This window comes from Sphingomonas spermidinifaciens (assembly GCF_002351485.1).
GTDB classification, from domain to species: Bacteria; Pseudomonadota; Alphaproteobacteria; order Sphingomonadales; family Sphingomonadaceae; genus Sphingomonas; species Sphingomonas spermidinifaciens.
Genome location: NZ_NWMW01000002.1, coordinates 1,097,395 through 1,110,564 on the forward strand (window position 1 = coordinate 1,097,395; position 13,170 = coordinate 1,110,564).

12 protein-coding genes and 1 pseudogene are annotated in these 13,170 nt (G+C 69.0%); 5 read left to right on the plus strand and 8 right to left on the minus strand.

All coding sequences use genetic code 11. The features are described 5' to 3' along the window. Nucleotides 1-40 precede the first annotated feature (40 nt). Nucleotides 41-1,447 (minus strand): sugar porter family MFS transporter, encoded by a 1,407-nt coding sequence (locus tag COC42_RS15200; protein WP_096344098.1) that lies wholly within the window; start codon nucleotides 1,445-1,447, stop codon nucleotides 41-43. Nucleotides 1,448-1,531: 84 nt separating this feature from the next. Further along, entirely contained in the window at nucleotides 1,532-2,596 is a 1,065-nt protein-coding gene (locus COC42_RS15205) for a LacI family DNA-binding transcriptional regulator (protein ID WP_342747319.1), read from the minus strand. A 145-nt stretch (nucleotides 2,597-2,741) separates the two neighbouring features. Here COC42_RS15205 and COC42_RS15210 point away from each other — a divergent pair, with 145 nt between their 5' ends. Further along, nucleotides 2,742-4,013, plus strand: a complete 1,272-nt coding sequence (locus COC42_RS15210) for an SGNH/GDSL hydrolase family protein (RefSeq protein WP_096344100.1) — start codon at nucleotides 2,742-2,744, stop codon at nucleotides 4,011-4,013. Here COC42_RS15210 and COC42_RS15215 read toward each other — a convergent pair. Continuing rightward, nucleotides 3,985-4,890: an NAD(P)/FAD-dependent oxidoreductase gene (locus COC42_RS15215; protein WP_096344101.1), complete on the minus strand. Its 906-nt coding sequence runs from the start codon at nucleotides 4,888-4,890 to the stop codon at nucleotides 3,985-3,987. The two genes, COC42_RS15210 and COC42_RS15215, sit on opposite strands and share 29 nt — an antisense overlap. A 34-nt stretch (nucleotides 4,891-4,924) precedes the next feature. Here COC42_RS15215 and trmD point away from each other — a divergent pair. After that, nucleotides 4,925-5,640, plus strand: a pseudogene (gene trmD / locus COC42_RS15220) (tRNA (guanosine(37)-N1)-methyltransferase TrmD); the annotation flags it as partial. A gap of 18 nt (nucleotides 5,641-5,658) precedes the next feature. After that, nucleotides 5,659-6,048: a 50S ribosomal protein L19 gene (gene rplS / locus COC42_RS15225; RefSeq protein ID WP_096344103.1), complete on the plus strand. Its 390-nt coding sequence runs from the start codon at nucleotides 5,659-5,661 to the stop codon at nucleotides 6,046-6,048. A 159-nt stretch (nucleotides 6,049-6,207) separates the two neighbouring features. Here rplS and COC42_RS15230 read toward each other — a convergent pair whose 3' ends face one another. Both COC42_RS15230 and COC42_RS15235 read right to left on the minus strand, forming a co-directional pair. Continuing rightward, entirely contained in the window at nucleotides 6,208-7,239 is a 1,032-nt protein-coding gene (locus tag COC42_RS15230; RefSeq protein ID WP_096344104.1) for a ferritin-like domain-containing protein, read from the minus strand. 16 nt (nucleotides 7,240-7,255) lie between these two features. Then, nucleotides 7,256-8,218 carry a ferritin-like domain-containing protein gene (locus COC42_RS15235; protein WP_096344105.1) on the minus strand — a complete coding sequence of 321 codons (963 nt, stop codon included), beginning with the start codon at nucleotides 8,216-8,218 and terminating at the stop codon, nucleotides 7,256-7,258. A gap of 175 nt (nucleotides 8,219-8,393) precedes the next feature. On the opposite strand from COC42_RS15235, the gene COC42_RS15240 reads away from it, so the two are divergent. Further along, entirely contained in the window at nucleotides 8,394-9,137 is a 744-nt protein-coding gene (locus COC42_RS15240) for a Crp/Fnr family transcriptional regulator (protein WP_096344106.1), read from the plus strand. On the opposite strand, the gene COC42_RS15245 is transcribed toward COC42_RS15240, so the two are convergent. The 3 genes from COC42_RS15245 to COC42_RS15255 form a co-directional block, all read right to left on the minus strand. Next, nucleotides 9,134-9,841, minus strand: coding sequence for an anti-sigma factor (locus COC42_RS15245; RefSeq protein ID WP_245844203.1), 708 nt, complete (start codon nucleotides 9,839-9,841; stop codon nucleotides 9,134-9,136). The two genes, COC42_RS15240 and COC42_RS15245, sit on opposite strands and share 4 nt — an antisense overlap. Nucleotides 9,842-9,843: 2 nt before the next feature. Continuing rightward, the gene (locus COC42_RS15250; protein ID WP_096344108.1) at nucleotides 9,844-10,386 is read right to left on the minus strand and encodes a sigma-70 family RNA polymerase sigma factor; all 543 of its coding nucleotides are present in this window, start codon (nucleotides 10,384-10,386) and stop codon (nucleotides 9,844-9,846) included. 79 nt (nucleotides 10,387-10,465) lie between these two features. Next, nucleotides 10,466-12,367, minus strand: coding sequence for a hybrid sensor histidine kinase/response regulator (locus tag COC42_RS15255; RefSeq protein ID WP_245844206.1), 1,902 nt, complete (start codon nucleotides 12,365-12,367; stop codon nucleotides 10,466-10,468). 243 nt (nucleotides 12,368-12,610) lie between these two features. Between COC42_RS15255 and COC42_RS15260 the strand changes: the two genes are divergently transcribed. Next, nucleotides 12,611-13,132: a ferritin-like domain-containing protein gene (locus COC42_RS15260; RefSeq protein WP_096344110.1), complete on the plus strand. Its 522-nt coding sequence runs from the start codon at nucleotides 12,611-12,613 to the stop codon at nucleotides 13,130-13,132. The last annotated feature ends 38 nt before the right edge of the window (nucleotides 13,133-13,170 follow it).

Consider the following 13,170-nt stretch of genomic DNA (forward strand, 5'->3'; position numbering starts at 1 on the left):
CTCGCCGGGCTCGTGCCCGGTTCGCCGATCCGGACTGCTCTCAGCCTTCCATCTGCTCGAGCTCCCGGCCCCGCGTCTCGTTCACCATGCGCGCGACGAAGATGTACGAAACGAACGCGCTGGCGGCATAGAAGCCATAGGTGACGACGAGGCCGATATTCGCCGCGGCCCAGGGGAAACTGACCGAGATCGCGAAGTTCGCCAGCCATTGCGCGAGGCCCGCAAAGGCGAGCGCAGAGCCGCGGATCTGGTTGGGGAACATCTCGCCCAGCATGACCCACATCACCGGGCCCCAGCTGACGTTGAAGAAGATGACGTAGAGGTTGGCGGCGATGAGCGCGATCACGCCCCAGCTGCCCGGCAGGCTGACCGCGCCGTCGGCGCCCGTCACCGAGTGCGAGAAGGCGAAGGCGACCGTCGCCAGCGTCACCGTCATGCCCGCCGACCCGATGAGCAAAAGCGGCTTGCGGCCCAGCTTGTCGACCACCGCGACCGTCACCATGCAGGCGAGGATCGACAGTGTGCCCGAGACGATGTTGATGAGAAGCGAGTCGGCTTCCGAAAAGCCCACCGACTGCCAGAGCACCGCGCCGTAATAGAAGACGACGTTGATGCCGACGAGCTGCTGGAACACCGCCAGACCGATGCCGACCCAGACAATCGGGCGGATGCGGCCCGACACCTTGTCGCGCAGATCGGAGAAGCGCGGGCGGTGATCCTGCGAGAGCGAGTCGCGAATCTCGGCAACCTTGCGGCGGCCCTCATCCTCGCCCAGCAGCTTGACGAGCACCGCCTCGGCCTCGGCATGGCGGCCCTTGGTGACGAGGAAGCGGGGGCTTTCGGGGATCGTCAGCAACGCGAAGAAATAGACCGCCGCCGGGATCGCCTGCATCCAGAACATCCAGCGCCATGCCTCGAACCCGTACCAGAAGGGCGCGGTCGAGCTGCCGGCGACGCCTGCCAGCGCCCAGTTGGCGACGAACGCGCCGGTCAGGCCGGTGATGATCATGATCTGCTGGATCGACGAGAGCCGGCCGCGGATCGCCGCGGGCGTGACCTCGGAGATATAGGCGGGCGACAGCACCGATGCGGCGCCGACGCCCAGGCCGCCGATCAGGCGCGCGATGATGAACACCGCCGAACTGCCTGCGATGCCCGCGAGCAGCGCGCTGATGAAGAACAGGACCGCCGACAGCATCATCACCTTGCGCCGCCCGATCACGTCGGCAAGCCGGCCGGCCGAGAAGGCGCCTGCCGCGCAACCGATCAGGATCGCGCCGACGTTGAAGCCGGTGCCGAGCTCGGACAGGTCGAACGCTGCCTCCAGCCCGTCCTGCGTGCCGTTGATGACGCCGCTGTCATAGCCAAACATGAATCCGCCGATCGTCGCCACTGCGACGATCGCGCCGATGAAGCCGATATTGGCCCGGCTTTCTGCCCCTTGCATTCCCGTCTCCCTGCCGTGCGGGGCGCCGGCCCCGTTCTGGATGTTAGCGATAACCTAAAGCGCCTGCCGGGCGTTTGGCAAGTGTCACCGATGGGCCGCGTCGCGCGGCGGCGGCGCGGTCGATTCGCGAACGACCAGCTCGTGCGGCACGATCAGTTCCTCGCCCTCCGCCGCGTCGCCGCCGCCGCGCTTGCGGAGCCGCGCGAGCAGCATCGCGACCGCCGTCTCGGCCATCTGGGCGATCGGCTGGCGGACGGTCGTGAGTTCCGGCCACACATTGGTCGCGAGCGCCACGTCGTCGAAGCCGACGATGCTGATGTCGCGTGGAATATGGAGCCCCTGGCGATGCGCGACACCAACCGCGGCGGCGGCCATGTCGTCGTTGGCGGCGAAGATCGCGGTGGGGCGCGGGCGCTGGCGCAGCAGCCGCTCGGTCGCGGCGAGGCCCGAGCGATAGGTGAAGTAACCCGGCTCGACCCGCATCGCCGCCGGATCGAGGCCCGCGGCCTCGACGGCATGGACGAAGCCGCGATGGCGCTCGGCGCTTGCGACCTGGTTGGGATGGCCGCGGATGAAGGCGATGTCGCGGTGGCCGAGGTCGATCAGGTGGCGGGTCATCGCCGCCGCCGCCTCGAAATCGTCGATGCGGACGTTGAAGGTGCCGGCTTCGTGCCGGCCCATCGCGACCGCGACCGAGGGAATGCCGGCGGCGGCCAGTTCGGTGCGGACGGGCTCGGACTCGCACAGCGGCGGGGGCAGGATGACGCCCTGCACGTCGGCACCGGCGAACTGGCGCGTCGCTTCCGCCTGTTCGTCGGCACTCTCGCCCTCGCACGGCTCGAGGACGAGGTGGCAGCCCGCCCGGCGCGCGGCGGCGAGCGCACCGATGAGGAACTGGCTGAGATAGGCGGCGGAAGGATTTGCGTAGAGGAGGCCGATCTGCGTCGCTTCGCCCACCGCGAGCGAGCGGGCAGCGGGGTTGGGCTTGTACTGAAGCCGGTCGATCGCCTCGACCACTGCCAAACGTGTCGATTCGCGGACATTGTGACCGCCGTTGACGACGCGGCTGACGGTCATCGCCGACACGCCTGCGGCGCGCGCGACATCCTGGACCGTGACGCCGCCTTGCCCCCGCCGTGTTGCCCGCATCCACATCCTCCGTCGCGCGCTGGTTAAGGGGGCGCGCTGTTCTTGGCAAATCTGCGGAGAACCGTGCTCCCGGGTGGGCGGGCCGCTCCTGCGGTGATAGCGATATCATGGCAGGACAGGCAGACGAAGGGCGGGAGAGACATAGATGCGATGGACCGAGTGGGGCGTGGCTGCCCTGTTGCTGGCGGCCGGCACGCCCGCGATGGGGCAGGGCTGCAGCTGGCAACCCGTTTGGGCGTCGGCACAGATGGTGCCGGGGGGCGAGAATCGGCTGGCGCCCGGTGCCATGACCGATGGCAGCCTGCGCCAGATCGTCCGGGTAAGCGCCGGCGGGCCACGCATTCGCGTTCGTGTCTCCAACGCCTTCGGAACGCAGCCGCTCACGATTCGCGCGGCATCGGTGGCGCGGCCGATGCGCATCGACGCGGCGGGCGTCGATGCGGCGAGCATCGCTGCGCTGCGCTTCGGCGGGCGGGCGGGGGCGGTGGTGCCCGCGGGGGCCGACTGGTTGTCCGATCCGGTTGCCCTGCCGGTCAGGGCGTTCGATGATCTTGCGGTGACGCTGCACGTCGCTGGAGAGCCCGGCGAGCAGACCTCGCACCCCGGATCGCGCGCGACCTCCTGGCTGGCGCGCGGCGACGCGACCCGCGACCCTGAAATGGCGGGGGCGACCCCGACCGAGCACTGGTTCAACCTGTCGGGGGTCGAGGTCGAGGCCTGCGAACGGCGCGGCGCCGTCGTCGTCCTCGGCGATTCGATCACCGACGGGCGGGGATCGACGACCAACGGCAACAACCGCTGGCCCGACCTCCTGGCGCGTCGCCTCGCCGCCGATCCGCGGACGAGGGGGATGCCGGTGCTCAATCAGGGGATCGGCGGCAATCGCGTGCTCGCCGACGGGCTAGGGCCGAGCGCGCTGGCGCGGCTCGACCGCGACGTACTGGCGCTGGCGGGCATCACCGACCTGATCCTGTTCGAGGGCGTCAACGACATAGGCACCCTTTCTCGGGCCGAACAGCCGAGGCGGAGGGATGCCGACGAGCTGTTCGATCGGCTGACGGCCGCCTATACGCAGATCGTCGCACGCGCGCGGGCGCGCGGCATCCGCGTCCATGGCGCGACGATCACGCCGTTCGGTGCGAGCGACTATTACCATGCAACCCCGTTGATCGAGGGGCTGCGCCAGCGGGTGAATGCGTGGATCCGCACGCCCGGCCATTTCGACGGGCTGATCGACATGGACCGCGCCGTTGCGGACCCGACGCGGCCGAAACGTATCGACCCTGCGCTCGACACGGGCGACGGGCTGCACCCCAACCCCCTGGGTTTTGATAGGATGGCGGCGGTGGTGCCGCTGGGTGCGCTGGCCGGCGGTAGGGCGCCGGGGCTTACCGGCGAAGCGGCGTCGCTTCGTTGAGCGCGTTGCGGATCGTCGTCGCGGCGACCCCTGCCTGGCCCATGGCGTTGGAGATCTGGTCGAGCCCCAGTACCACGTCGCCTGCGGCGAACAGGCCGGGGACCGTGGTGCGCATGTGATCGTCGACGGTTAGGCAGCCTTCGCCCGCGGCGGCAGCGCCCGCCGCGATCGCGAGGTCGGAGCGGATCGTCGAACCGAGCGCGGGATAGACGCTGTCGAAGGCGAGGCCACCCTCCGCGGTATCGAGAGTCAGCCGGTCGCTCTCAATTCGATAGCCGTCGCACGGTCCCTCGACCCGCGTGATCCCCGCCTCGTCGAGGGCGGCATGGCAGCTTTCATCGAGGTCGTGAGCCCCGGGCGCGATCAGGGTCACGTCACGGGTATAGCCGCGCAAAAACAGCGCCTCGCGCATCCCGTGCTCCCCGGTACCGATCACGCCGACGCGCTTGTCGGTGACTTCATAGCCGTCGCAGATCGGGCAGTAGCGGAGGAAGCCCCGCCGGAGCGCTTCGTCGTGGAGCGCATCGTCCATCCCCTTCGGCCGGTGATTGACGACGCCGGTCGCGAGCAGGACCGTGCGCGCCGTCCATTCGCGATCGTCGCAGACGATGCGGAAGCGGCCGTTCTGCGGCTCGATCGCGGTGACGCGGGCATCCTCGCGCGTCACGCCGAAGTCGGCGGCCTGCTCGCGCATCCGGCGGAGCAGATCCCTGCCCGAAATGCCGCCAGGGTAGCCGGCATGGTTGTGGGTGCAGGGGATGAGTGCCGCGCGGCTCGAGCCGCAGTCGAACATGCGCACGCGCAAATGGAAGCGCGCGAGGTAGATCGCCGCGGTCAGGCCGGCGGGGCCGGCGCCGACGATGATGCAATCCTCCATTGCCTTTCCTCCCTCGCGCGGGCCAAGGGACCGCATGGTCTTCGCCGCCACCGCCTTAACGCTCTATCCCGAGATGTTTCCCGGCCCGCTCGGTTTTTCGCTGGCGGGGCGCGGGCTCAGGGAAGGGCGCTGGACGCTGGAGACGGTTCAGATCCGCGACTTCGCAACCGACAAGCACCGCAGTGTCGACGATACGCCCGCTGGCGGGGGCGCGGGGATGGTGCTGCGTGCCGACGTGCTCGCGGCGGCGTGCGACAGCGTAGGCTACGATCGGCCGATGCTGGCGATGAGCCCGCGTGGGCGGCCGCTGACGCAGGCGCGCGTTCGCGAACTGGCGGCGGGGCCCGGCGTCTCGATCCTGTGCGGCCGGTTCGAGGGATTTGACGAGCGATTGTTCGAGGGGCGGCCGATCGAGGCGGTGTCCATCGGCGACTATGTGCTGTCGGGCGGCGAGATGGCCGCGCTCGTCCTTCTCGATGCTTGCGTTCGGCTGCTTCCCGGCGTAATGGGCGCCGCTTCGAGCGGTGACGAGGAAAGCTTCGAAAGCGGCCTCCTCGAATACCCTCAATTCACCCGACCCGTCGAATGGGAAGGGCGCACGATCCCCGAAGTGCTGCGATCGGGGGATCATGCGCGGATCGCGGCCTGGCGACGCCAGATGGCCGAGACCGATACACGGCTAAGGAGGCCGGACCTTTGGGAGCGCCACACCGGCGTTCGGGTCAGCCTCCCTCTGGCGCGCGGCGACGAAGATTGGGACGAACAGACATGAACCTGATCCAGCAGATCGAGGCGGAGCAGATCGCCAAGTTCCTGGCCGACAAGAAGATTCCCGAGTTCCGCCCCGGCGACACCGTCAAGGTCGGCGTCAAGGTGATCGAGGGCGAGCGCCGCCGCGTGCAGAATTACGAGGGTGTGTGCATCGCGCGCTCGAACAAGGGCATGGGCTCGAACTTCACCGTCCGCAAGATTTCGTTCGGCGAGGGCGTCGAGCGCGTCTTCCCGCTCTATTCGCCGAACATCGATTCGATCGAGGTCGTGCGCCGCGGTGTCGTGCGCCGTGCGAAGCTCTATTATCTGCGTGGCCGTACCGGCAAGTCGGCGCGCATCGCCGAGCGCCGCGACGTTCGCCAGACCGAGGTTGCCGCCGCCGAGTAAGGCAGCGCAATCCGCAAATCGAAAGGGCGCGGCAGGGGCCACCTGCCGCGCCCTTTTCGTTGGGCGGAAGAGAAACGGGCCGGATCGTGTGGGGTTGCGATCGCGGCCCGAGGGTTGCGCCGCCGCCGTGCATGGGCGAAGCGGCGGCGCGGGAGTCGATCAGTTGGCGGCGCTTGTCCGGATCGTGCCGTTGAGGCCCGAGGGGAAGAACCCGCCCTGCGACACCGCCTGGCTGCTGAGATACGCGATGTTGAGCACCTGCCCCGCGCTCCGGCTATAGGCGATGCCGCTGCTGTCGGTTGGCACGATGTTCGACGTCAGCGTCGCGCCGCTGCCCGTCGGCCGCACGCCCTGATCGCGATCGTCCGATCCGTCGAGGCTGTCGCGCGCGTTCGAGATCGCCTCGGTCGCTTCGATCAGCGAGGGCGTCGCGATGCCCTTGCGATACAGGACGGTTCGGACGAGCCCAGCATGATAGGCCTCGGCTGCGTGGATGCCGGCCGCCGCCTCGATAAACGCCTTGGTATTGAGGAACTGGATCGCACCCTTGTAGGCGGTGACCCCCACATCCTCGAAGATGAATGCGGCGAGCAGGAAGTTCTCGTCGGTGGCATAAGGATCGAAGGTCTCGCCCGCGCCGATCAGACCGGCGGCGCGCGCCGCGCTGGAGAAGGCACCCGTCGCGGTCGAGCCGATGTCGATCGAGGGCATCGCCACGCGCGCCGTGCCGAGCGCATTGCGCAGGAACAGGACATGCGCGCGCTCGTCGGCAGCGATCTCTCGCGCGTAGGCGGCGACGAGTGGGTCGGTGAAGTTGACCTGTCGCCCGCCGGTCACGGTGCCGGGCGTGCCCGATCCGGAGGTCTGGTCAGTGGTAAGGCCGGTACCCGTCGCCGCGAACAGGTAGAATTGCGCCTCGAGATATTCGAGCTGAAGCGCAAAGTTGAGAACGTCGGCCTCGCTCGGCGCCGCACTGGTGGGCGAGGGCGTCGGGGTCGGGGTCGGAGTGGGCGATGGAGTCGGTCCGGGGCGGACGACGATGTCGTCGTCGTTGCTGTCGCACGCCGCGAGCAGGCCGGCGCCCGCTACGGCCACGGTTGCGGTGCTCGCCATCTTGAGCATCGCACGGCGGCTCTCGCGGCGGGCATCGCCGGCGGCGAGAATGTCGAGGATCAGGTCCTGGTTTCGCATGTCTGCCTCCCCTGGCTCAGTTTGCCGCGCTGGTGCGGATGGTGCCGTTGACGCCCGCGGGGAAGAACCCGCCGCGGTCGGTCGACATGCGGTTGAGATAGGCAATGTTGAGCGTCTGCCCCGCCGATCGGCTGAAGGCGATGCCGTCGGGATCGAGCGGCACGATGTTCGACACCGTCGAGGCGCCGGTGCCCGATGGACGCACGCCCTGGTCGAGGTCGCTCGATCCGTCAAGGCTGTCGCGCGCGTCCGAGATCGCCTCGGTCGCATTGATCAACGCGGGGGTGGCGATGCCCTTGGCGTAGAGCGTCGTCCTTACAATCGCAGCGTGATAGGCTTCGACCGCGAGAATGCCCGCCGCTGCCTCGAGGAAGGTCTTCGACGTGATGAGCGGCGCGGCACCCTTATAGGCGGTGACGCCCACATCCTCGAAGATGAAGGCCGCGAGGAGGAAATTCTCGTCATTGGCATAGGGGTCGAAAGTCTCGCCCGCGCCGATTAGCCCGGCGGCACGCGCCGCCGCGGAGAAGGCGCTGTTGGGACCGACGCCGATGTCGATCGCCGGTTGCGCGACGGCGCTGGTGCCGAGCGCGGTGCGCAGGAATTCGACATGGGCGCGCTCGTCGGCGGCAATTTCCCGCGCATATGCGGCGACGGCGGTGTCGGTGAAATTGACCTGGCGACCGCCGGAGACGGCGCCCGGCGTGCCCGAACCGCCGGTCAACGTGGTCGGCAGGCCGGCCCCGGTCGCGGCATAGAGGTAGAATTGCGCCTCGAGATATTCGAGGTTGAGCGCAAAATTGAGGATGTCGGCGTCGGTCGGCGCGCTCTGCGCAGCGACGGGTGAGGTTCGCGTCGCGACCACGGCACCGCCCGCAACCACGGCGGCTGCGCCCATTGCCCGGAAGAAGTCACGTCGTCCATCGCGTCGGCGCGCGCGCGCATCGAGCGCCTCGATCAGATCGGGTGCTGTGTCCATGTCATCCTCCCTTTGGTGAAGTTGCCTGGAGCTACGCGCGGGCATGAGGAAAGTGACGCGAACGGCGTACAAGCGTCCGGAAGCGCGCATTTTTATGGGTTCATCCGCACGATCGCGCATCCGATTGCCGGATCGCTGCGAAACTTGTTTGGGTTAGCTTATCGATCGTGGGTCTATGTATCGCAGCAACGAGCGTCCGGATCGCAGCGAAAGCGCTGCTTACGCCAACCAGTTCCTCGCCGCCCTGTCGCGGGACGATGCGCGGGCTGTCGCCGCCGCGACGGTGCGCGTCGCGCTGGGCGCCGCGGAACCGGTGATGGCCGATGCCCATGGCCCTTCCCTCTGGCTGCCCGAAACCGCGGTCCTGTCGTTCGGCGAACGGATCGCCGGTCGCCTCGTCGAATGCGGGATGGTCGGGCGCGAAGGCGTGCTTGGCTGGGAGCCGGCGACGGGCATGGCCCCGACGACGGCGATCGGCGTCCTCGTGCGCGGCAGCGCGCTGGTCGTCCCAAGCGACCGGGTCGCCGCGCTGTGCGCCGAACGCCCGGCGCTCGCCGCTGCGCTGCTCCGTTGGCGCGAGACGGTGATCGCACAGATGCGCTCGACGATCGCCGCCCGTCTGCAGGCCCGGCCCGAGGCGCGGCTGGCGCGCTGGCTGTGCATGCTCCACGACCGCGTGGAGGGCGACACGCTCGACATCACCCATCTGCGCCTCGCCGCGTTCCTCGCCTCGCGCCGGGCGGGCGTGACCGACAGCCTGCACGTGCTCGAGGGCGAGCGGGTGGTGCGCTGCACCCGCGGCAAGATCGTCGTTCGCGACCGGGCCGCGCTGCAGCACGTCGCGGGCGAATGCTATGGCGCGGCCGAGACGGTGTATCGCGCGCTGGTGGGGCCGCTCGGGAAGCTGGCCGGCAGCTAGATTCGCGTCAGGCGTGCGGTGCCGAGGATCGTGCCGCTCGGGGCCGCATGCGGGGCGCCCTCTGCCGGTTCGAGCGTCAGCGCGAGTGTGGCGCCGTCGCGCAGCAGCGCGCGCGTCGTCGGCGCGAGCGCGAGGCGGCTGGCGCCGCTCCGCGCAAACTGGCCGAGCGAGACTGGGGCGCCGTCGGCGGGGATCACCCACAATTCGGGCTCGCCCGGTCCTTCAGGGATCGCCGTCGCGCGCACGTCGAGCGCGTCGCCCTGATCGTAGCGCGCGGCCAGCATCGACGCGCCCTCGGCATCGGGCAACTGCGCGATCAGCGCCGCGGGGGCTGGGGCCGGCTGCTGCTGCGCCGGCGGTGCGGGCGGGGCAGGGGGCGTCGCGGGACGGGTGACGAGCACCAGCGCCAGCGCGGCGGCGATGCCGCCGAAGGACAGCGCCGCGGCGCGCCAGCCGCCGATCGCCGGCCGGGAGTCGTTCGCTGCGGATCGCGGCAGCGCGGCCTCTATCCGCGACCACAGGTCCGGCGACGGCGCAACCGGCAGGACTTCTTCGTGAAACGGCGCAAGGCGTGCTTCCCACGCCTCGACCGCGGCGGCGAAGGCAGGGTCGCTCGCGCGGCGCGCCTCGGCCGCGGCGCGGTCCTCGCCCTCGAGTACGCCGAGCGCCGTTTCTGCGGCGAGCACATCGTCTTCGTCGCCCATGGTCATTCGCCGTCGAGACAGTAGCGGAGCCGTTCGAGCCCGCGTCGTATCCAGCTCTTCATTGTGCCGAGCGGGACAGCCGCGTGATGGGCCAGCTCAGAATAGCTGTACCCCTCGAAAAAGGCCGACCGGATGAACTGGCGCTGATGCTCGTCGAGTAGGTCCATGCAGCGGACGAGGCCGATGCGGACGTCGGGATCGGTGGCGTCGGCGGCGTCAGGGGCACCCTCCACCGCTTCGGGCTCGTCGCGACGACGATCGCGGCGGCGAAGGCTGTCGATCGCGCTGTTGCGCGCGATCGTCGCCATCCAGGTGATCGGGCTGGCGCGGCCGGGCTCGAAGCTGCCCGCGCGGTCCCAGATCTTGAGGTACACTTCCTGGAGGACCTCCTCGGCCGCTTCTCGATCGTGCAACATCCTCACCACGATCCCGAACAGCTTGTGCGACGTACTCTGATAGATACGCGCGAACGCGGCGCGGTCGCCCGTCGCGGCGAGTGCGATGTCGCTGTTGAGGCGCGCGCGCGCCAGATCCGCGGTCTCCATGCCCTCTCCCGTTTCGGCGCACGCCTTGTAGCCGGGCCGGGGGGCGACCGGGAAGAGATAGTTTCGGACACGCCGGAACCTAGTGATTCCGCCGCAGCATCGCGGCGATCCCGGCCACCGAATAGGGCTTTCGCACCAGCTCGAACCCGTGGCTGCCCTCGTTCGCCAGCACCTCGCTATAGCCGCTGGTCAGGACCACCCGCAGCGCTGGCCAGCGTTCGCGCAGTGCGCGCGCGACGTCGATGCCGCTGATGCCCGGCATGATGACGTCGGTGAAGACGAGGTCGAAGCCACCGTTCGCCGCGGCGGCCGCCGCCAGCCCCGCCTCGCCGCCGGTCGCCAGCGTCACGTTCTGACCCAGCTCCTCGAACAGGCTGCGGGCGAAGCCGCCGACCGTCTCGTTATCCTCGATGAGCAATACCCGTCGGCGCGGCAGCGGCGCATTTTCATCGACAGAGGCCGTCTTCGCGGCATGCCGCTCGCCATCGGCGACGCGCGGCAGATAGAGGGTGAAGCGCGCGCCCCGGCTCGGTGTGCTTGCCACCGCGATTTCGCCGCCCGACTGCTTGGCGAAGCCATAGACCTGGCTGAGGCCGAGGCCGGTCCCCTTGTTGACGGGCTTGGTCGTGAAGAATGGCTCGAACAGGCGGTCGAGCAGCTCCGGATCGATGCCTGTGCCGCTGTCGGCGACCTCGACCGCGACGAACGGTCCGGCCAGGGCCAGCGCTGACACGGCATCGAAATTGCGCGCGGCGATCGTCAGCGTACCGCCGCCGGGCATTGCGTCGCGCGCATTGACGACGAGGTTGAGGATCGCGGTCTCGAATTGGCTGGGGTCGGCTTCGACCCAGCCTAGATCGGCAGGAATCGACAGATCGAGTTCGATCGCCGCGCCCGTCGTCGAGGCGATAAGGTCGATCATCCCGCATACCCGGTCGGCGACCGCGAAGCGTTCGGGCTGCAGAGGCTGGCGCCGGGCGAAGGCAAGGAGCTGGCCGGTCAGCGTCGCCGCCCGTTCGGCGGTGTCGGCGATCGCCTCGATATAGCGGGCGCGCTTCTCCTCGGACAGGCCGGGGCGTCGCAACAGGTCGGCCGAGGAACGGATGACGGTGAGCAGGTTGTTGAAGTCGTGGGCGACGCCGCCCGTCAGCCGCCCGACAGCCTCCAGCTTCTGGCCCTGCGCCAGCGCTTCGCGATTCGCCTCGAGCTCGACCTCTGCGCGCTTGCGCTCGGTGATGTCGCGCGTGACCTTGGCAAAGCCGGTCAGCTCGCCAGCCTCGTCGCGGATCGCCTCGATCACGACATGCGCCCAGAAGGTCTCGCCGTCCTTGCGAACCCGCAGCGCCTCCTTCTCGAACCGTCCCTCAGCCCGCGTTGCCGCCAGCGCGCGTTCGGGCTCGCCCGCCGCGCGGTCGGCCTCGGTATAGAAACGCGAGAAATGCTCGCCCACGATCTCGTCCGCGGTGTAGCCCTTGATCGCCTCCGCCCCCGCATTCCAGTTGGTCACGCGGCCATCGGGGTCGAGCATGTAGATGGCGTAGTCGCGCACGCCCTGCACCAGCATCCGGAACCGTTGCTCGCTCTCGCGCAGCTTGAGTTCGGCCTCATGCCGCTCGGTCACGTCCCGAGTGATCTTGGCGAAGCCGACCAGTTCGCCTCCGGCGCCGCGCACCGCATCGATGACGACATGCGTCCAGAAGCGGCTGCCGTCCTTACGCACGCGCCAGCCCTCGGCCTCGAACCGCCCCTCGCGCGCGGCGGTGTCGAGCGCGCGGGCGGGCAGGCCGGCGGCGCGGTCCTCCTCGGTATAGAAGCGCGAGAAGTGCTGGCCGACGATCTCGGCCGCCGAATAGCCCTTGAAGCGTTCGGCACCGGGGTTCCAGCTCGCGACGATCCCATCGGGCTCGAGCAGGTAAATCGCATAGTCGCGTACCGCGTTCAGCAGCAGCCGCAGGCGGGTCTCCTCGCTCAGCTCGCTCAACCGACCAGCCATGTACGCGGACGATCCCTCCCGATGCGTGACGACGCGCACCTTCGCACGGCCGCATAAGCGGGGCGATGACCCATGTAAACGAAGGTAGCGGAGGCGCGGGGTGACTTGATGCAAGTCTCTCAACTTATGTGAGTTTTCGGAACGCCGGGGCCGCGATCCGGTTGATGGCGGGTCCGGGCGATGCGGCCACCGCCGTGCCCGGCCCACCCGTTTCAACGAAGGGAGACGCCCATGGCCGACACCGACAATGCCTATCTCGACCTCTACATCACCGGACTGCGCAATGCGCACGCCGTCGAGAAGCAGGCGCTTTCGATCATGACGCCGCAGGTCGAGCGGCTCGAGAACTATCCCGAGGTCGAGGCGCGGCTGCGTGCGCATATCGACGAGACGCACGGCCAAATTGCCCGACTGGAAGAGGTGCTCGCCGGGTTTGAGACGAGCCATTCGGCGCTCAAGGACATGGCGCTCAGCATGTCGGGCGGGATGGCGGCGATTACCCACAGCATCGCCGGCGACGAGATCCTGAAGAACAGCTTCGCCAACTATGCCTTCGAGCACTTCGAGATCGCCGCCTATTCGTCGCTGCTGACGCTGGCCGACGATTTCGGCTTCGCTGGCGGCACGGCGCTGCGCCAGTCGCTGGGCGAGGAGCAGGCGATGGCCGAGTGGATCGAGCAGTCGCTGCCGCAGGTTACGCGCCGCTATGCCGAACTCTACGCCAACGAAGGCCAGCTCGCCGCCAAGGTCTGATCGCGGGTGGCAGGCGGCACGCGGCTGCGCTAGGCTCC